Genomic DNA, 18,759 nt, shown 5'->3' on the forward strand with positions numbered 1-18,759 from the left:
TTTTTACAAGTTAATACAAGGAATATATATAATTTCAACTATAAAAAAAGAAGGAAGAATTAGATAAATGATTATTCAATGCACAAAAAAATTAGCTGATGAAATGAAAATAAATGTTGAAAAACCAGATTTAACCCACGAAAAATTATTGTACTGTTGGCACGCACATATATTTAAAATTGGTAGAACAAAATGTGTTATGATCATGAACAATGTTTCTAGATATCATTTTGTTATTTATGGTTTATTGAAAAAGGATTTTAATAATTTATCAGAAATCATTAAAAAAGAATTAATAACTAACTTTTTTGCAGATGAATTTTCAGAGGATGACATAAACAAATATTTAAATCAAATTGGAAATATACAGTATACTGCAACAAGTGATCGAAGTTTAATTTCCCAATTAAATGATTCAATTTTAATAACAGAGCATATCTTTTATGAAGAAGCCGAAAAAGGGAATCCAGTATACATTTATGATTTAAATAGAGAATTGAATAGTATGCTAATGATGAAAATTAAGGGTGATCCTAAGGATGTAATGAGATTACATTTAAGTACATTTAATAATTAATTCATATATAAAGAGGATGGAAAGATTAAAAATGAAAAAATATATATTCATCATCATTTTAGCAATTGTTTTATTTGTCTCAGCAAAAACGAACCCTTCAAAACAACAATTTGTTGTATGGGCCAAAGATAAACTAGTGGAAGAGTCAAATAATAAATATCTTAAATTTGGAATTGAACTGGTAGGGGATCGATTAATTAGTTCAGTTACGACAAAGCATGATTATGTCTTTTTTTCACTTTATGAGGTAAAAGTATTGGATAAAGAGATTAAAGTTATTGGTGTATTTGACCGATTTATTCCGATTTCGAAAAAAGATGTGAAATAGCTAGGTTTTAGTGAGTGGAAAATTTCAAAGGTAAGTATATAATAGAAGGAGAAAATGAAAAAAGAGGTGCTAAAATGAGTAAATCAAAAGCTAGGAAGTTTAGAGAAAAATTAGCAAGAGAAGGCAACAGAAACCCGGAATTAAGTAGAAGTCCATTTGCAATGTTAGATTTAAATACACGTAAGACGAAAACCAAAAAAGATAAATTACAGCAGATGAAGCATAAAAAACAGTCCTTTGGAAGAGATGACTTTCAAACAAAGGACTGTTTTTTATTTTGTTTCATTTTATAAAAAAAGAAGAGTAATAAATTACTCCTCTTAATGATACTTATTTAGTTAACAGGTGTTTCAGTAGTTGGTTCTGTCGGTTGTTTCGCTTTATCAGCAAATTTAACTGGTAGATTCGTTTTGTAAGCATCGATTTCTGCTTTAATTTTTTCAATTAATTCATTATATAATTTAGCATCATTTGTTGTTTTGACAATAGCAATTTTAACTTTTAATACATCTCTTTTTTCTATTGCTGAATATAAGTCGTCACTTCCCATAAAATCCATTAAGTCATCAAAAGAATCTTCGTTAATGTATTTTTCAGTAATCGCTTCTAAGTCAATTTGAATTTGCTTGTATAAAGGGTAATCCATATTTAGGACTTTATATGCATGAGATTGAACTTCTTGTTCAATAGTAAATAATTCAATTGAACTTTTCATTATTTTTGCAATTTCAGCATCATAGTTTTCAAATTCAGTAGGTAACTGATTGTGAATGTAAATTTCGTTTTCAGTAAACATTTGATCTTCAATTTCATAAGCATATTCTTCAATGTCATACATTAAATCATCTTGATAAATAAGGATAGCAAGTAATTTTGCTTTTTGTTTTACGTAGTATGCTTTTGCATTTTTAGTGTCACCTTTTTTCAGGTAAGCATTAAATGTAGCAGAAACTTTCTTCATATCTACAGCTGCGTTATCTTTACGCGTTTTATCAAGCTTTGCTCTGAAACTTGCAATCTTCTTCGTTAATTCTTCTTTACCAGTATATCCATACTTTGTAAATTCTTTATTGTATCTTTGCAGATCCATGTAAAGATCATAAATGTACTCATCATTTTCTTTAATATCTCTTTTATAATTGTTTAAAGTTTTGTTATATGCACTTATCTGGTTTTTAAATGCTTTTTGCGCTTGAGTAGTTTTTGAAGTAGTGCTTGCAGATGCTGATGTTGGGACTGAACCTAAAAGAATTCCTGCTGTTATTGTCGTTGCAGTAACGAATGATGTAATTTTCTTAAAGTTTTTCATTTTGGTCTCCTCAATATGTAATGTGTTTTTGCCTATATTAGTATAATATAAGATTTAAAAATATTAAATATAAATTAGTAAAATTAAATAACAATTAAATTTATTTTACAAAAAAGTTTCAAAAGTTGCAGGAATAATTGTAACGAAAGGTAATAAGTATAGAGCAGGTGATTGAGAAAAAGGAGGTATATATATGGAAGATTACCATTTTACAATCAATATGATCAGAAATATAATTGTGACATTTTTTCAAAATGGTATTTGGGTAGTTGGATTTTTTTACTTACTTAATAAAACATTTACTAGTAAAACTATATTAAAAGCTTCAAAAATAATCATAATTGTTGTTCTCGTATTTTTATTACTTTATTCTATTGATATCAGTCGGTAATTTACAATTGAAATAATAACTAAAAAACGCCCAGAAACTACTTTCTGGGCGTTTTTTCTAAGGATATTTACACATGTATTCATTAGTCTCTACCTGCATTTACGATCAAATGTGCGACTTTTCTCGGTTGTAATTTTGCAGTCGTCATATGATCTCCATGTCCTTGAATGAAACGGAAAATGCCTAATCTACTTGCCATATGTGGGTACCATCCATAAGCTTCACCAGCTGGAATCGCTGTATCTTCAAGTAAGTTAATAAAGCTTCTTGGAGTGGTTAACTGATAAAACGCTTTTAAATCTAGCTTTTCAGTCAATGGTGCAGATGGTTCTGGAGTAGTAGAGTTATAGATTTGTTGTGCGGTTTGCAGGTCTGCTAAGTTAACGAAAACTTCTCTAAAATAAGAAAAAGGTAGTTTAATTGAATGGTCAGGGGACTCTTGTGCAAGTCCTAATATGAACTGCTGTCCTTGTGGTGGAAATTGATCTGCCATGCTTTCTCCATCTTTTAAAATAAAAGCATTCCAAAAGACTAATCGCTTAATGCGATCTGGAAGGTGTTCTGCTACTTTTTGAATGACGCTACCACCAAAACTGTGTCCAACTAAAATGATGTTTTTTAGATTTTGTGTTGTTATATATTCAACAACAGACTGTGTAATCATTGCATGCGTTACATTTTTATTTTTATCAGTTCCATGGCCAGGTAATTGAGGGGTATGAACGATATGTCCCATTTTACGTAGTTCTCCAGCTATTCCATTCCAAAAAGTAGGGTCAGCCCAAGAGCCATGAATTAATACAAAGGTTAAGATATGTTGACGAAAATATAAGTCATTGTAATCTATCAAGCCATTTTGAGTTGTATTTGTGTAATATTCGTTATTGAAATGATAAGGTTGATAAGAATATGGAGTTGATTGATTCGGATTCATATGTCTAAAATAATAGTTAAATTGATGCATTGCTTCATTATGTTCTTTCGTAGTCATTAAAAGGGGTCCCTCCTTGTTAATCTTTCCCATGTTATGCATAATGAGATTGAAAGGTGCCCAATACAATATTAAAAATGATTAACAAATAATCAATTTCTAAAGGGATATACATAGATTGAAATAAAAGATTATTTTAGGAGGAGTTAGCAATTAAAAGAGCTTTCTGGATGATGTTTGGCATTATCCTCATATGTGGGATTAGCGTGTTTTATGTGAAGGGGGATGCAAAAGAAGAACATCCTATAAAACAAAGTCAGCCTTCATTTCAAACTGAACACGAAATTGAAGATGAAAGTGAATCGTTAGATGAACATGAATTATTAGCATTAATTGTTACAAATGCTCAACAGGGTAAGATATCCGAAGCAAGTATTTTTGTTGGTAAAACGGATGTAAACGAGGTAATTGGTAGATTTGGAACGATCAGTCAAAAAGATGTGGTCGATAAAGGGACATATTTAACGTTTAATGAACGAGCAATCGCTGTAGGATATGATCAAGATGGATTTGTTTTTGAGGCAAGATCCTATAAACCGAATCTACATCAAATTCATTATGACTCGATTATTGATTTATTACAGAATCCAACCACAATTAAATATTATAAAGATCAATCTGTTGATCAAATTATTCTTGGGTATAAACTAGCACATAACTATGAATTGAAGTTTATTTTACCAAGACCAACCGATGAAAATCCAAATCCTACTGTACATCATATATCTGTATCAATAATGAATAATATCAATGAAGTCATTCCTTCAGATTTTCTCTCTACAAATATTGATGAGCAGATTAAAAACATGAGTTTAAATGAAAAGATTGGACAAATGATTTTCTCTGGAATTTATGGGACTAAGTATACGGAAGAATTGAAAAACTTAGTACAGCAAAATAAAATCGGTGGATTCATTTTTTACAGTGATAACATAAAAAGTAAACAGCAATCTGTTGCATTAATAAACTCTTTAAAGAAGGCAAATGAATTTAATCCTCTGCCTATATTATTTGGAGTAGATCAAGAGGGTGGTAGAATTTCTCGTTTGCCGGCTAATATTGGAACGCTTCCTTCGAGTGCAGATATTGGGAAGAGGAACAATACTGAACTGTCATTTGCAATTGGTCAAATCTTAGGGAAACAAGTGAAAACATTTGGTTTTAATCTTGATTTCGCACCAGTGCTTGATATTAATAGTAATCCGAACAACCCAGTCATCGGAGATCGGTCATTTGGTAAGAGCGCTTCTATTGTGAGTGAACTTGGAATTCAAACAATGAAAGGAATTCAGTCAGATAATATCATACCTGTTATCAAACATTTTCCAGGTCATGGTGATACTGGTGTTGATTCACATTTAACATTACCAATTGTTTATAAATCATATAATGATTTAAAGGCGTTTGAATTGGTTCCATTTAGAAATGCGATAAAGCAAAATGCCGATGTTGTAATGATTGCGCATATTTTATTGCCGAAAATCGATTCTAACTATCCGTCATCAATGTCTAAAAAAGTGGTAACCAATATTTTAAGAAATGACATGCAATTTAATGGAGTCGTTATGACAGATGATATGACGATGGATGCGATTAGGAAGCATTTCAACTTAGCTAATGCATCTGTAAGATCTATTCAAGCAGGTACTGATATTATTATGGTTGCTCATGATACGAATAAAGTAAAAGCAGTATTTAAAGCAATTCAGACAGCTGTAAATAATGGTTCAATTTCAGAGGAACGGATAAATCAAAGTGTTAAACGAATCATTTTATTAAAACAAAAGTACAAAATTGACAATAAGTCAGTACCAAATTATAGTACGGATGAGTTAATTGATAATACGAATAAAGTACTAAAAAAATATCATATTGAAAAATGAGGAAAAAAAAGGAAAATACCATCTTTTTGTCGAATGAAATGTTAAATGATAATGGAGAAAGGTGGTGTTTTTATGACTACGATGATTTCTGATGCAGAGATGATGTTACTTGCGATCTTTAAAGAACTTCAAGAAAAAGAACCTAATTTTGAAAAAGGAATTCATGAAGAAGTTGGAGTAGCAATTGAATACGTTACACCTGCAATAATCGAACTAGAACAAGAAGGTTATATCAACGGAATAATATGGGTTAAAAGTGATGTAGATCAAAATGAAATACCTTCTTTTAATAATGTTGCTATAACACCGTCTGGGATGGTTAAAGTAATCGAATTACTCAAATAAAAAGATAATAGATAGAAATATATATGGTTATTAAATGGGAAAAAAACCTCAGTAGACATTCGTCTTCTGAGGTTTTTTGTGATTTTGAAATGGTAAAGAATGGTATATGATCATGCACTCGTGGGTAAAGTAAAATAAGCTAACTAGGTTTGAAAGAGAGTTGATGATTTGAAAATGGAAGAAATTGAATCTCTACTAACACCAACAGTACAGAAAAACTTAACGAATACACTTACTCAAATTAATTCTAAAATTGAAGGTATGATCGGAAAAATAGAAAAAAAGGGGTGCGGTATATTAACAGAGTTTGAAAATATTCATCGCGTATTTAATAAACTACAATTAGAAGCCTCTTCCTTCTATTTAAATTCATATCTTTCTCCTTATACGGATATTTTTGAAGAACTGACCATCGCTGTTCAGCATTTATCAGAGCGAAAACATGGTGGACTGATTGTAGTAAAGCGAGATGATTCACTCGAACACCTCATGAGTTCAGGTATACCGGTTGGGGCAACATTATCATCTGCTCTATTAGAATCCATTTTTTATCCTGGAAGCCCTTTACATGATGGAGCGGTTTTAGTTGAACAAAATACAATTATCTCTGCTGGAAATGTACTTCCATTATCAAAAATTACATATGAAAACAAAAAACTAGGGACGAGACATCGTGCAGCAATTGGGATTTCAGAAGAAAGTGATGCGCTAGTATTGGTTGTATCTGAAGAAACTGGGAAGATTTCTTTTGCGTTTAATGGAAGTTTATATCCTGTTCAGTCTGGTACACCGAATGTAAATTAGCAAAAAAATCTACCTAATCAGGTAGATTTTTTTAATGAAATTTATTTTACAGTAATAACTGTTGGTGCACTCACCGCACCTAAGGTATTTTTACTGACCACTGATAATTTGGTTCCTTTTTTCTGTTGTGCGATTTTTACTGAAAATTGACCATTCCGATTTGCTTTATTCGTACCAAGTACCTTGGAACCGTTTTTAACAATAATTGTTGTATACGGCTGTGCTTTACCTGAAATGTTCTTACTTGAAATTTTAATCGATGTAGGTGATTTCGGTGCTTTTAATGTTTTAACCGTCGTCGCTTTACTAATATTATTTGAAGGATCGGTTGCAGTGACTGTTAATACTGTTCCAACAGTTTGTTTTAGCACTTTTACTGAAAAACCACCTGATTGTGAAGCTAACACATTGCCAATTAATTTTCCATTTTTTCTAACATGAATTTTTGCATTTGGCTCTGTTACACCAGTTAGAGCAGTTGAAGCATCACTGAATGTGTATACTCGTGGAGCTGAAGGTGCCTTTGTATCTGCTATTTTAGCATTTGTTGGTTTACTGCGGTTCCCGACTAAATCAGTTGCAGTAGCTTTGAATACTTTACCAGCCATTCCTTTAAGTGATAACTTGAATTTACCATCTTTACTTGCTTTAACAGTAAAGGTAGTTTTTCCAGAAGTTGTCCCACCAAAAGGATTTAATTGACCATTTGAACTAGATAGCGAACGACTAGTTGTAGAGCTTGCAGTTGCCATCGTAGAAGATTGAATGGCAGAAACTGTTATCGTTGCATTTGGCTCAGTTATACCTTCCACTACTGAAGTTGACTCATCAATCTCCGTGATTGTAGGTGGCTTTGGTGCAACAGTGTCACGGATTACAGATTCAAATAAATAATGAGCTTGTTCTCCTTCAGCATCTTCAGTCCATGTCAAAAATGAAGGTAATCCATTTGCTTGTAACGGCTCTTTCAACTCAATCACGAAAGTACCATCTTCTTTTACTATTGTTTGATATTCTCCAATAACCGTAACGATGAGAGTTGCTCCAGCGGGTGCAGTACCTTTAATGACCGTAGAAGAATCGTATAAGGTTTCTACACTAATCTTTGAAGTGGATTTTTCTTTTACTTCAACAGACAAATAGTCTACAAAACCTTTATAAGTTGCTTTTACGAGTGTATTACCTGGTTTTTGAGAAACAATTTTATTTGTTGAATCGATTGTAATCACATTTTGATCTAATGACTCTAATTTAAATTCTTCTGGATCCAGAAGCGTTCGTTTCCCATATTGGTCAATGTATTCCAGGCTGTAATATGTTGAATTCCCTTCACGTAAGGCGATGGCAGGATCTTTAAATTCTATAGTATTTACTTTATGTGTTTTTATTGGATAATCTTGTACAACAACATATGTTGGAGTTTGTCCGGATGTATAATATACGTTTTTAGAATAAGCAATTTTTTCCATATTTTTAGAAAAAGTTACATCATATATTTTCCCATCAATTGTTTTCAGATATGATCCATTTTTTGAATCAAAGAATTTAATTTTATCAAAATAGTGAAGAATAATTTCATTGTTTTTTCCATATGAAATCATTCTTGGTCGAGTATCCATTGTATTTTCAGTTTCATTTACATAGGCATTTAGTTTAAATGGTGAAAGAGTATATTGCTGACTTTCATCGGGAATATACTGTAAAAATGGATTTTCTGCCCCAAAAGCATTAATCATATTTAATTTTCCATCAGGGCTAAATGATAATTGAAAGATTGCCCAAAATTCTTCACGGAAATCAAATGGATTTTCTATTTTAGTTAATAATTTTTTTGTTTCATAATTTATGATTTCAACATCAGTTCCATGAGATACTGCAACAATTGGAAGAATTGGATGCAGTGCAACATGCATCGTTTGTTCTTTTTCATAGCCTTTTTCATAAATAACAGATTGAGACTTTGTATCATAAATCGTTAAAGTATTTCGATAATAGGAAGTCTTATCTGGTGAATGCACAAAACCAACAATTGAGTCATCTGTTTCTTTGAAAGAATATTCTGCATAATTATATGGAAGACTAAATAATTTATCCCCTGTTTTTCCGTCTAAGAATAGTACAGTATCTCCTGCTAATACTACATAATTCCCTAGAGAACTATAGTTAGAAAACTCAGTATTATTATCAACTTCAATTGTTTTGATTAATGAGCCATTTTCTGTATTGTACATTCCAATGTTGTATACATTATCAATGGCATTATCTTTTCTTCTTTTACCAACAAATACAGTTTTACCATCTGGAGAAAGGGCTGGCCATACCCCATAAGTAGAAAACTCTACATTCTTACTCTCTTGAGTTGTTTCAGCATGTATTCCATTATCGAATTGTATTGGTAATGTACTAAATGCTAATAAAAAACTTAATATGCAGGTGAAAAATCTCTTGTTGTTCATCTTAATCTCCTAAATTAATATATTTTTACTCTCCTCAGTATAATGAATCAAAGTTACAAATTATATATAAAATTAGAAATTAATAAAAATTATTAGCGTAATTCTAAGAATTTCTTAATTTTTACTTCAAGTCGGAAATATTGTAAAAACCTTTTTAATACAATATGATTATATATAATTATTCCGATGTGAAAGGTTGGGTATTAATGACGAAATCAAAAAATGGCTCGATTCCATTACCATTAGTACGTACAAATCAGTGGACAATTGTATTAACAGTCGTACTAACTTTAATTACAGGTGTTTATTGGTTTTTACTAATTCCGCTACTAAGTGGTTTAGGTGGTATGCTCTTTCAATTTAATCCGGTTATGAGAATTGCAAAAACATTCTTGAAGAAAAGTCCTTCTGAATATATACAAGAGGATCAGCAACAGCAAAATTTCAACCAAGTGATAGCAGTATCTTGTTTAACCATTGCGTTTGTTAGTGCATTATTAGGCTTTAAGATATTATTTTATGTATTCACTATTATGGTTGGATTAGCAGCTTTTGTTGCAATTCTAGGATTTTGCGTTGGGTGCTTTATTCATTTTCAGTATAATCAATATAAATATAGAAGAAGCTTAAAATAATTTTTTTAAAGGGAAACATTTAGGGTTTCTCTTTTTTTATTTGCATTGAGTTTTTTTAAACACTTTTTGAATCAATCTAACTAGGTATATACTAAAAAAGAGAAATAAATATTGACCATGTGGTGTACCCCACAGTTTATGATGTAGTGGGAGGATAAAAATGTATAAAATAAGTGATTTCGCAGAGATAACAGGACTAAGTAAAGAAACTTTGCGATACTATGCTGAAGTGAAATTGCTCGAACCAGCTTATATTGATCCTAAAAATAATTATCGTTACTATGATGATGGTAGCTATTTTCTTGCTATGCTATTAAATAAATTACGTAGATTTGGTTTTACAATTCAGGAAATGATTTCAGTGATGGAAGACGAATCATTTACAAATTTAGAAGCGTTATTAAACAATAAGAGAAAAAAGATCCAGCTGCAAATAGAGGATTTAACATTACAATTAGAGGAAATAGATGATTTTATTGCATCTGGTAAGGAGGAGTAAAATTGATTCAGTGGAAAGAAGACATTATCATCGAAACAAATATTGAAAAGGTTTGGAGCTTATTTTTGGATAAAAATATTCAAAAAATCATGCCTAAAGTTGAGGAACATATTTTAATTGAAAAGAACGAAAATGAAATTGGTGCAAAACACCAACAAAGCTACCGAGAAGGAAAACGAGTAGAAACATATATTGTGAATACATTAGACTATGAAGATACGGAAACTAGCAAGAAAAAGCAAATCAGCTTTGTTTTAGCAAATGCATTTGAAACGAATCTAATTTTTAAACTTGAAAAAATAGACGAAAATCATACGAAGTTTATTTATGAAGGCTCAAATAAGGGCGTTAATTTTGTTGGACGAGCAATGCTAAAGTTAGGGAATAAGAAGGGTGCTATGAAAGTAGTGGACGATTTTTTACAAAGAGTTAAGCAAGAAGCATTAAGTTTGTAGTTTATTAGTTGATTTTCATAAACTCCTTGAATGAATTTAAGGAACGTACTTCTTATTAGAAATATGTTCCTTTTTTATTTTCCTTATTTAACATAATGGCAGTATAATATAAGTGAAGAGTTTCACAAACGGGTTCATATTTTTATAAAATCAAAATCCATCTACGTTTTCTATGATGTATTATAATATAGAACTGAGTTAAGTAAGAAGGGGTAATTACTGTGAAAAAATGTTTAATGTTGATGATAGCTATATTTATTATTGGCGGTTGCTCTACACAAGAAACACCTGATACAAATGAGTTGTTTCTTATTCCAAATGGTTTTGAAGGAACGATTACGGTTTTCTATAATGTAACTGATACTCCTGCCCTAGAAAAAGAAGGCAAATATTCCGTTATCCCGGTAATTGAAGCATCATTAAAACAATTAGAAGGTACTGATATAAGTAACTATGGCGTGTATTTAACGTCTTCGAAATTTTTGTTTGAAGGGGGCGCAACAATCTCTAATAAATATTTCTATGTTGGCGAAAATGGGAAAAGAACTGTTGTTGACGAGCAGTGTACGAATCCTAGTAACACTGGTAGCTTTACGTTGGAAAATGGGAAAGAGATTAACTATCAAACGATACAAGTAACAAAAAGCAAATGTGGACAGGACTTCTATTTTGATGGTGAAGAGCGATATAAAATACAAGAGAGAGAATTACTAAAATATTGGATGGATAATTTGGAATAAAGTTTAAATAAACTTCAACTAACTAAATGGCGCGTTTTTCGTATCTCTGTACTTTTCTAATTCTTCTTCTATATATTTATCTTTAAAAAGAGTGTCATTTTGTTTTAGAAGAATTTTTAAAAGAGGATTTTCATTAATTGAATATCCTCTTTCTTATATATGAAATTTAGACCAATAAGATATCTGAGTTTATTGGGATTATTTAGTGAGGTAAAATGTTGTTGTATGTTTCTTATAATGTTTTAATATTTCTTCAATTGGTAGATTCCTATATAGTACAAGCCTTATTCTTATCATAAAGCTAGTCAGCTAAATATCTTTGCTAATAATTTCTATTTAATGAACAGATTTCACGATTCCGTTGACTAGTCCGTTCACAATACTTTGCTGGTAGCTTTTGGTTGATAGTCGTTTGTCTTCTGCTACATTAGACATAAAGCCCATTTCAACCAGTACAACCGGTGTTTTGGACCAATTAAAACCCGTTAAATCACTTCGAGGGAGAAGACCGTCTCCATAGCCTTTTTTCGCTTTTGTTGTTCGAATACTTTCCGTTAACAAAGTTTTCGCAATGGATTCGCTGACTTTATTAATGCTTTTTGTAGAAGTACCAGATGGGTACAAGAGGGAAAGACCTTGAGTATTTTTGTTCGTGCTCCCATCCGCATGAATCCGAATCGATAAAGCAGATTGTTCATTGTTACAAATTGTTGCACGGTCAATATTACTTAGGTTCACATCATGCTTTGTTCGTGTCATAATCACCCGGTAATTCTTTTGTTCGAGTGCTGTTTGTAACTGAAGTGCAACTTCTAAATTCAACTCATATTCATATTTTTTGGTCGCAACTCCGCGCGTACCAGCTGACACTTTTGCTTTTTTTACTTTTGATCCAGGTGCAACTGGTTCTGTCTGAAGGTTTTGCTTCTTTTGATGTCCTGCATCGATACAAATCGTTTTTTGTGGTTTGGGTTTCGTTATTGCGACGGTAGACTGAACAAAGAATGTTCCAACCAATCCAATAACGGAAGCAAACAATATGATTTTTTTCAAGCGGTTCTCCTCCAAAGATTCCATTTTTTACTATGTATAAGACACATCCTTAAGTGTAACAGAATCCAACAAACGAGTGAGAATATTTTGCTAATTGTACAGAGAAAACCTTTGGTAAATTCAATAGAAATGACATTTGAAATGATATTACGACAACGAAACAAATAAGAATTGCATCTATTAAATATAGATAACGCATGCTTAGTTGTATTACATTAAGCTGCTATTTTTAATTATGCTAGCAGTTTAGTTAAATAGGGGTTATCTGAAAAATACAGCCTTTTTTGAGGAAGTTCATCGCACGCCCAAAAAAAAGCGAGCATACTGAAGCTGAAATCATCATTCTTTTTTTAAAATTGACAATATATTTAGAAATATAGCTTTCCTATGATATACGCTTTCATACTCGCCATTGTATAATAATCTATGAATCGACAAAGTTCGTATTAATCATTTTGAAAGATTGGTATTCATATAAGGAAGGTGGAGAAATATCAAAATCAAAAGTACGCCTTATGCTGCCTAACGATTTGTTTGTAAGTAAGTCTAAAAAGTAACACAGCTTGGAAAGAATAAGGATAGAGAAATAGAAATGAGAGGATGAAACTATGAAAATAAATCAATTAATAGCTAATAATATTCATAAGTTAGATGCAGTACTTCCGGTAGATCAATCATTAGGTGTAGCTGGTTTATCTGGATCTGGAAAAACAACTTTCTGCCAATCTATTGGGGAAGAATCAAAGAAACGTCTTGTATCGTTATTACCAAAGGCTGAATATCAATATCTATTTTCAAATATTATGGAAACCAACTTCAGTGCCATCAAAATGGAAGAAATGCCTCTAGTACTTTTTCTAGGAAAATCTTCTATATCATCAAATCCTCGTTCAACAATTGGTACACATACTGGCGTATTTAAAGAAATCCGTGATTGCCTTGCTGAGAAGTTTCATCTTTCTCCAGAGGTTTTTTCTTTCAATAATGAATTAGGTTGGTGTCCAGCTTGTAAAGGGCGCGGAACGACTAAAAATATTGAATGTACAAAATGTCATGGGAAGCGCTATAGCCAAGAAGTTGAACAATATACAATTGAACTGTTTGATAAACTACATACTATTTCCGATATTAATAACTTAAGCATTGAATCTATTCTTTCTTTATCAGATGAATTAAACATTAGCGAAGCGAAACAACATATTCTTAAAAACATTATCAATATGAATATTGGTTATTTAACACTTAATCGCATAATGGGTACTTTATCAGGTGGAGAATTAACAAGACTTTATTTGGCTGAATTCATGGCAACAAGTGAAGACACTGTCATTATTATTGATGAAATCTCTGTTGGTCTTGATCACCAAACTCTTTTAAAGATTCTTGAACAAATTAAACAATTAGGCTATAAAAATCAAATTTGGCTGATTGATCATTCTGATACGGTCCTAAATGCTTCTGATGAACAATTATTCTTTGGTCCGGGTAGTGGTAAATATGGTGGGAAAATTGTAGAAGAATCACCACGTCCAAAACCGATTATTTGGGAAAGAAATGTAGCAAAGCCAAGTGATTATTATCAATTTCATGATCTTTACTGTCGAAATATTCAAATTGATGAAATTCAGATTCCAAAAAATAGACTTGTAACCTTTACAGGTGAATCTGGGTGTGGAAAATCTACTCTTGTTAATGACTGTATGGCAAAGGATTTTCTGAATAGACATCCAAAGGATAAGCTGGTAATTGTAGGACAAGATCGTAATCAATCAATTACAAGTCGATCTACAGTTGCGACTTTCTTAGATATTAAAAAGAAACTGACAAAATATAGTGAAGATATTGATGATATTTTTGAGCGTTCAATTGAAGACATTATTGAGGAATTACCAAATGAAGACATTGCGCACAAACGTTTAAGTTTATTAATTAAGCTTGGACTAGGTTATTTAACATTAGAAAGAAAAACACAAACATTATCAACTGGTGAGTTTCAATGTGTTCATTTAGTTTCTGAGTTATTTGGTAATACAAGAAATCCACATACGCTGTTTATATTTGATGAGCCTTCTAAAGGATTATCTCAAAATATTTTAAACCAATTCATTGATAGTGTTAGGGTGATTCTTGAGGATGAGTCTGTTTCAATTATGATGATTGAGCATAATGCTTATATGTTAGAAAGCTCTGATTTTATCGTGGATTTTGGTAAAAGGCAGATCGAACCAGTAAAGCATCTCGATGTGTTAAGTCATGAAGATTATTACAAAAACATTGAAACTTTACATAATGATGCACCTTTGGAGATTACTTCAACCATTCATCAAAAAAATGGGATACACTACGTCAAAGAAAACCATATAGATTATTTTAAAAATGCGGAAAATATCTATAAAGGTGGTATCTTAAAAAGTTTATCGTCGATGGCAAGATTGATTTATGGTGAATATGAATCAGAAAAAATCGCACCAGTTATCGCGATTGATCTTGAAAGGCACTTATATAGTCAATTTAGTTTTCTTTATGAAATTGGTGGGCTAATCAATCATATTGTAAGTGCACATCCAAAGAATAAAGATACGAAGAACTTCGATTTCTACTACCAAGAAAATCATTGTCCAAGTTGTTCGGGTCGTCGTGTGATTGAAAAATTTGATATCGATGTTGTGATTCAAGACAAAACAGTGCCATTTTTTGATGGTTTATTACATCCAGACGTAATGGAAGTATTAAAATATTATCAATATCCAAAATTACAATTCCTTTTTGATGAAATAAAGAATGAGCTTGGACAGGATATTAGTAAAAGTTACAATGAAATGACTGAGGCTGAAAGACATACGTTTTTATATGGTTATTGGGAAAAGTCATTTTATGATAAAGCTGGTAAGGCTTCTAGAACTTGGGAAGGTTTTAATTTAATCATTAACCGTTATATGTTTATTTCAAAATCAATTATTAAAGAGCAAATGAAAGAATCAAAAGAGATGATTACTTGTCCAGTTTGTGATGGAACGGTATTAAAACATCATAAAAAATTAATGTTTGGTGACAGTGATATCCGTGAGATGATCAATCAACCAATTGATCAAGTAATGAATACAGTTGGTAATTTACCTGTACTGGAAAAATTGAAATCAATTGTTGGTGGCGATATTGTGCTAACAGAGGATGTTTCATTACTACCAAGGGAAATACAAGTAGCGCTTAAAATGTTTGAAATTGAACAAGCGAGTTTTGTACATTATGAAGTGGTTTTACAAAATGCTTTACCTTTCTGGGATCAAATTAAAAGTAATATAGAAGCGATTAGTCGTAAAAACCAAATCTCAATCTGTGATTTTGAGGGTATCTATGAAACGAGAGAACACATAATCGATCAGTATTTTACAAATGGAAAGTACAAAAAATTAACTTATGTATACGAAGCATTTGGGTATAAAAAAATTGTGACTTTAATTAATAAAATTAAATCAAGTCATCCTTGCCCATTCTGTAAAGGTAAAAAGGTTATTTCAGAAGATGGTCTTCATGATGGTGTCCATAAATTATCAGTACCATGTGTAAGTTGTTATGCAAGTGGTATCAATGATGAAGGGCGAAAACAAATTGTCGAGGGCATTGAAGTTCAAACGTGGCTAACTGGAAAAGTTCGTGATGTAGTTGAAGAGAGCCAAATAACAGAGCAAGTTGCGGATATTCCAATTTTCAATCGAATTCGTGAGTTGAATAAGCGGGATATGATGGCAGTATATCAAATTCTATTAGCTAAATAATGTGAAGGATTAAAGGTAAAAACTCATTTGTCGTTCAGTTTACAAATGAGTTTTTCGCACTTTTGACATTGAAAAAAGCAGCCTTATTAAATTAATGTGTTTGACACGACAAAAAACTTATCTTCAAAGGAAGATGAGTTACTTTTTTATCATTTCATTTCTGCAGCTTTTTTCAATAATTCATACGAATATAGACGAGCAGAATGGTCGAACACTGAACCATTCACCATGATTTCGTCGGCCTTAGTCATATTTAATACTGCTTGTAGTTTATCTTTTACTGTCTCAATACTTCCAATTGCTGACAGTCTCATTTGATTTTCAAGTGTTTGTTTTTCGAATGGGCTCCAAATATCATCCATAGTATCAACTGGTGGTTTAAGTAAAGCAGGTTTACCACCACGAACTAAGTTTAAGAATGATTGCTGTTGCGTTGTGAATAGTCTTTTTGCTTCTTGGTCTGTATCTGCAACTACCACGTTAAGACCAATCATTGCATATGGTTCATCTAATACATCCGAAGGTTTGAAATAGTTATGATAGATTTGCATAGCTTGAACTGTATAGTCTGGTGCAAAATGAGCTGCAAATGCAAAAGGTAGGCCAAGTTCAGCGGCTAATTGTGCGCTAAAACCACTTGAACCTAATAACCAAATTGGTACATTCAAGCCCTCGCCTGGAATTGCTTGAACATGTGCACTGCCATTTCCAAGTGATGGATCAAAATAAGTTCTTAATTCATCAAGTTGTGCAGGGAAATCTTCTCCACTTCGTAAATCACGTCTTAAAGCCCTCGTTGTTAACATATCACTTCCTGGTGCACGGCCAAGTCCAAGGTCGATACGACCCGGGTGAAGTGATTCAAGAGTACCAAATTGTTCCGCAATTACTAATGGTGGATGATTTGGTAACATGATCCCACCTGAGCCAACACGAATAGTGGATGTCCCGCTTGCAATATGACCGATTACTACAGATGTTGCAGAGCTTGCTACTGCAGGCATATTATGATGCTCTGCGAACCAATAGCGTAAATAACCTAATTTTTCAGCATGTCTTGCTAAATCCAGACTGTTTTTAAATGCAACCGCAGGAGTGCTACCTTCAACCACAGGGGCTAAATCTAATACTGATAGCGGTATTTCGTGTAATTGTTTTGCAATTTTATCTTGAAATCTATTCGTTGCCATTTTATACTCCTCCTTCGTACAAACTTCTTGTGTACTTTGGTATTTATTTACATGGATATATATATTATTTCATTTAAACTGTGTTGTTAATTTATACAGTATACAGGAATTATAGTTAATAATCATAGAATGTACAAGTTTTTGAACCTACATAAATTTTTTATAAAATCATGCTTTTTACATTTATGAATGGCAACAAAAAGTAAATTTGGAAAAAGAAAAAAAATTTGTAAATATATGTATAGAATAATTTAACTGAATCATACTATCTTTAATCTGATAAAACATCAGAGCATCCAAAAAACAAAGGAGTCGACAACATGGCAAACAGAAGATCATCAAATCAATATGTTTCACCAAACGCTTCATCAGCAATTGATCAAATGAAGTACGAAATAGCTTCTGAATTTGGAGTGCAATTAGGTCCGGATACAACATCTCGTGCTAATGGATCAGTTGGTGGAGAGATTACAAAGCGTTTAGTTCAAATGGCTGAGCAAAGCTTAGGCGGATATGCTCGATAAATAATTAAAGATGGAGATGAAAATCTCCATCTTTTTTTATGCCATGTTACAAAAGATCCTAGGATTCTTCTCTGGGGTACATTGGTGTTGACTGGATAACCATCTTCAAGAAGAATGATTTTTAATATAAAATTTACCGAAAACGACTATTTACTTGCAAGGCATTATGAAACAAGAGATAATAATGTCACTGGTAGGTGATTAAATTGTCAAATTGTAAAAATTCAGTTACTCCGAAATGGTTCGGATTTGCGATACAAGCATTGGTATTACTAGCTACAACTGATGGTGTCACTCCAAGTAAAGCAATTGCTAAACATATTCGTTCTGGTGTTTCATTCATGAGAAGAATTATGGCTCCTTTAGTAAAAGATCAAATTGTAGAAGCTAGAGAAGGTAGAGATGGTGGCTATTTACTTGCGAAATCACCGGAGGATATCACTCTTAAAGAAGTGTATCTTGCATTGCAAATGACTGAACCTTTATCAACAGCGTTAATCGAATCAACTTCAGATTGTTCAAGCGGACGAGTAATGAATAATGTTTTTTCTGATTTCGCTATTGAGGCTGAGGATCATATGCTTGGTTTCTTATGTAATTACACTTTAGCAGACTTTGTAAAACGAGCTAATCATAAAAGTTTAGAATCGATATAAAAATATCGTACAAATTCATGTGCGATATTTTTTTATTTTAAGTGTTTGAAATGTAAGAGAATCTTGAATTAACTGCCAAAAATAGAATGTATTATGGTTTTTTCAAAATAGAAATAATACACTACATTAAAAATGTACTTGAAACGA

The 18,759-nt window shown here is 31.9% G+C and carries 19 protein-coding genes; 14 read left to right on the top strand and 5 right to left on the bottom strand.

The window, feature by feature from the left end:
- Positions 1–67: 67 nt before the first annotated feature.
- The 3 genes from ACX6U0_RS09895 (at position 68) to ACX6U0_RS09905 (ending at position 1,198) form a co-directional block, all read left to right on the top strand.
- Positions 68–577: a DUF6933 domain-containing protein gene (locus ACX6U0_RS09895; RefSeq protein WP_464959787.1), complete on the top strand. Its 510-nt coding sequence runs from the start codon at positions 68–70 to the stop codon at positions 575–577.
- A 31-nt stretch (positions 578–608) separates the two neighbouring features.
- A complete protein-coding gene (locus tag ACX6U0_RS09900) occupies positions 609–905 on the top strand; it encodes a hypothetical protein (protein ID WP_464959788.1) in 297 nt (98 codons plus the stop codon).
- A gap of 74 nt (positions 906–979) precedes the next feature.
- Positions 980–1,198 carry a hypothetical protein gene (locus ACX6U0_RS09905; RefSeq protein ID WP_464959789.1) on the top strand — a complete coding sequence of 73 codons (219 nt, stop codon included), beginning with the start codon at positions 980–982 and terminating at the stop codon, positions 1,196–1,198.
- A 41-nt stretch (positions 1,199–1,239) separates the two neighbouring features.
- Here the strand turns inward: ACX6U0_RS09905 and ACX6U0_RS09910 are convergent, their stop codons facing one another.
- Positions 1,240–2,214 carry a hypothetical protein gene (locus ACX6U0_RS09910; RefSeq protein ID WP_464959790.1) on the bottom strand — a complete coding sequence of 325 codons (975 nt, stop codon included), beginning with the start codon at positions 2,212–2,214 and terminating at the stop codon, positions 1,240–1,242.
- A gap of 193 nt (positions 2,215–2,407) precedes the next feature.
- Between ACX6U0_RS09910 and ACX6U0_RS09915 the strand changes: the two genes are divergently transcribed.
- On the top strand, positions 2,408–2,605 hold the full coding sequence (locus tag ACX6U0_RS09915; protein ID WP_464959791.1) for a hypothetical protein: 198 nt from the start codon (positions 2,408–2,410) through the stop codon (positions 2,603–2,605).
- 82 nt (positions 2,606–2,687) lie between these two features.
- On the opposite strand, the gene ACX6U0_RS09920 is transcribed toward ACX6U0_RS09915, so the two are convergent.
- Entirely contained in the window at positions 2,688–3,596 is a 909-nt protein-coding gene (locus tag ACX6U0_RS09920) for an alpha/beta fold hydrolase (RefSeq protein ID WP_464959792.1), read from the bottom strand.
- A 206-nt stretch (positions 3,597–3,802) separates the two neighbouring features.
- On the opposite strand from ACX6U0_RS09920, the gene nagZ reads away from it, so the two are divergent.
- The 3 genes from nagZ to cdaS all read left to right on the top strand — a co-directional run bounded on the left by nagZ (position 3,803) and on the right by cdaS (position 6,628).
- A complete protein-coding gene (gene nagZ / locus ACX6U0_RS09925) occupies positions 3,803–5,479 on the top strand; it encodes a beta-N-acetylhexosaminidase (RefSeq protein WP_464959793.1) in 1,677 nt (558 codons plus the stop codon).
- 72 nt (positions 5,480–5,551) lie between these two features.
- On the top strand, positions 5,552–5,824 hold the full coding sequence (locus ACX6U0_RS09930; protein ID WP_464959794.1) for a hypothetical protein: 273 nt from the start codon (positions 5,552–5,554) through the stop codon (positions 5,822–5,824).
- A 174-nt stretch (positions 5,825–5,998) separates the two neighbouring features.
- Positions 5,999–6,628 carry a sporulation-specific diadenylate cyclase CdaS gene (gene cdaS, locus ACX6U0_RS09935; RefSeq protein WP_464959970.1) on the top strand — a complete coding sequence of 210 codons (630 nt, stop codon included), beginning with the start codon at positions 5,999–6,001 and terminating at the stop codon, positions 6,626–6,628.
- 41 nt (positions 6,629–6,669) lie between these two features.
- On the opposite strand, the gene ACX6U0_RS09940 is transcribed toward cdaS, so the two are convergent.
- Positions 6,670–9,084: an Ig-like domain-containing protein gene (locus ACX6U0_RS09940; RefSeq protein ID WP_464959795.1), complete on the bottom strand. Its 2,415-nt coding sequence runs from the start codon at positions 9,082–9,084 to the stop codon at positions 6,670–6,672.
- Between the two features lie 206 nt (positions 9,085–9,290).
- On the opposite strand from ACX6U0_RS09940, the gene ACX6U0_RS09945 reads away from it, so the two are divergent.
- The 4 genes from ACX6U0_RS09945 to ACX6U0_RS09960 all read left to right on the top strand — a co-directional run bounded on the left by ACX6U0_RS09945 (position 9,291) and on the right by ACX6U0_RS09960 (position 11,413).
- Complete coding sequence (locus ACX6U0_RS09945) at positions 9,291–9,719, top strand: DUF4395 domain-containing protein (RefSeq protein ID WP_464959796.1); 429 nt, start codon at positions 9,291–9,293, stop codon at positions 9,717–9,719.
- 160 nt (positions 9,720–9,879) lie between these two features.
- Positions 9,880–10,218 carry a MerR family transcriptional regulator gene (locus ACX6U0_RS09950; RefSeq protein WP_464959797.1) on the top strand — a complete coding sequence of 113 codons (339 nt, stop codon included), beginning with the start codon at positions 9,880–9,882 and terminating at the stop codon, positions 10,216–10,218.
- 2 nt (positions 10,219–10,220) lie between these two features.
- Positions 10,221–10,673, top strand: coding sequence for an SRPBCC family protein (locus tag ACX6U0_RS09955; RefSeq protein ID WP_464959798.1), 453 nt, complete (start codon positions 10,221–10,223; stop codon positions 10,671–10,673).
- 221 nt (positions 10,674–10,894) lie between these two features.
- The gene (locus tag ACX6U0_RS09960; protein WP_464959799.1) at positions 10,895–11,413 is read left to right on the top strand and encodes a DUF6843 domain-containing protein; all 519 of its coding nucleotides are present in this window, start codon (positions 10,895–10,897) and stop codon (positions 11,411–11,413) included.
- 336 nt (positions 11,414–11,749) lie between these two features.
- On the opposite strand, the gene ACX6U0_RS09965 is transcribed toward ACX6U0_RS09960, so the two are convergent.
- On the bottom strand, positions 11,750–12,466 hold the full coding sequence (locus ACX6U0_RS09965; RefSeq protein WP_464959800.1) for an N-acetylmuramoyl-L-alanine amidase: 717 nt from the start codon (positions 12,464–12,466) through the stop codon (positions 11,750–11,752).
- 608 nt (positions 12,467–13,074) lie between these two features.
- On the opposite strand from ACX6U0_RS09965, the gene ACX6U0_RS09970 reads away from it, so the two are divergent.
- The gene (locus tag ACX6U0_RS09970; RefSeq protein ID WP_464959801.1) at positions 13,075–16,242 is read left to right on the top strand and encodes an ATP-binding cassette domain-containing protein; all 3,168 of its coding nucleotides are present in this window, start codon (positions 13,075–13,077) and stop codon (positions 16,240–16,242) included.
- Positions 16,243–16,391: 149 nt separating this feature from the next.
- On the opposite strand, the gene ACX6U0_RS09975 is transcribed toward ACX6U0_RS09970, so the two are convergent.
- Positions 16,392–17,432: an LLM class flavin-dependent oxidoreductase gene (locus tag ACX6U0_RS09975; RefSeq protein WP_464959802.1), complete on the bottom strand. Its 1,041-nt coding sequence runs from the start codon at positions 17,430–17,432 to the stop codon at positions 16,392–16,394.
- 320 nt (positions 17,433–17,752) lie between these two features.
- On the opposite strand from ACX6U0_RS09975, the gene ACX6U0_RS09980 reads away from it, so the two are divergent.
- Positions 17,753–17,956, top strand: a complete 204-nt coding sequence (locus ACX6U0_RS09980) for an alpha/beta-type small acid-soluble spore protein (RefSeq protein ID WP_087998846.1) — start codon at positions 17,753–17,755, stop codon at positions 17,954–17,956.
- A gap of 206 nt (positions 17,957–18,162) precedes the next feature.
- Complete coding sequence (locus ACX6U0_RS09985; protein ID WP_464959803.1) at positions 18,163–18,612, top strand: RrF2 family transcriptional regulator; 450 nt, start codon at positions 18,163–18,165, stop codon at positions 18,610–18,612.
- Positions 18,613–18,759 lie beyond the last annotated feature (147 nt).

The sequence above is a fragment of the Gottfriedia sp. ABJ_BB2_2 genome (genome assembly GCF_055484705.1).